The organism is Mesorhizobium sp. BHbdii (assembly GCF_053848045.1).
The window spans coordinates 1-495 of sequence record NZ_JBSPKX010000147.1 but is presented as its reverse complement, the minus strand read 5'-3'; the positions used below and the strand labels follow the sequence as shown (position 1 = coordinate 495).

General features: G+C 66.9%; 2 pseudogenes. Both read left to right on the top strand.

The annotated features are described in order from the left end of the window. Positions 1-345 (top strand): annotated as a pseudogene (locus ACWTU8_RS32315) (anthranilate phosphoribosyltransferase); the annotation flags it as partial. 3 nt (positions 346-348) lie between these two features. Then, positions 349-495, top strand: a pseudogene (locus ACWTU8_RS32310) (indole-3-glycerol phosphate synthase TrpC); the annotation flags it as partial.

Sequence of the window (495 nt, the reverse complement as noted above, 5' to 3'; positions counted from 1 at the left end):
GGCTATGACGAAATCACCACCACCGGCGAGACGCAGGTGGCGGAACTGATCGGCGGTGAGATCCGCAGCTTCACGCTGACCCCGGAAGAGGTTGGACTGAAGCGCCACACCAAGGACGAGCTGCGCGGCGGCGACGCCGCCTACAATGCCAAGGCCTTGCGCGACATGTTGGGCGGCGCTGCCGGCGCCTATCGCGACACCGTGCTGATGAATGCCGGCGCCGGCCTGGTGATCGCGGGCAAGGCGACAACGCTCGGCGACGGCATCGCGCTCGCCGCGCAAGCCATCGACAGCGGCCGGGCGCTGCAGGTGCTCGACCGTTTGGTCGAAATCTCGAACGGGTGATCCGTGTCTGACATTCTGCGCAAGATCGAGGCCTACAAACGCGACGAGATCGCCGCCGCCAAGGCACTGATACCGCTTGCCGAGATCAGGGCGCAGGCGAAGGATGCCGACGCGCCGCGCGGCTTTCTCGCCGCACTCGAGGCGAAGCAC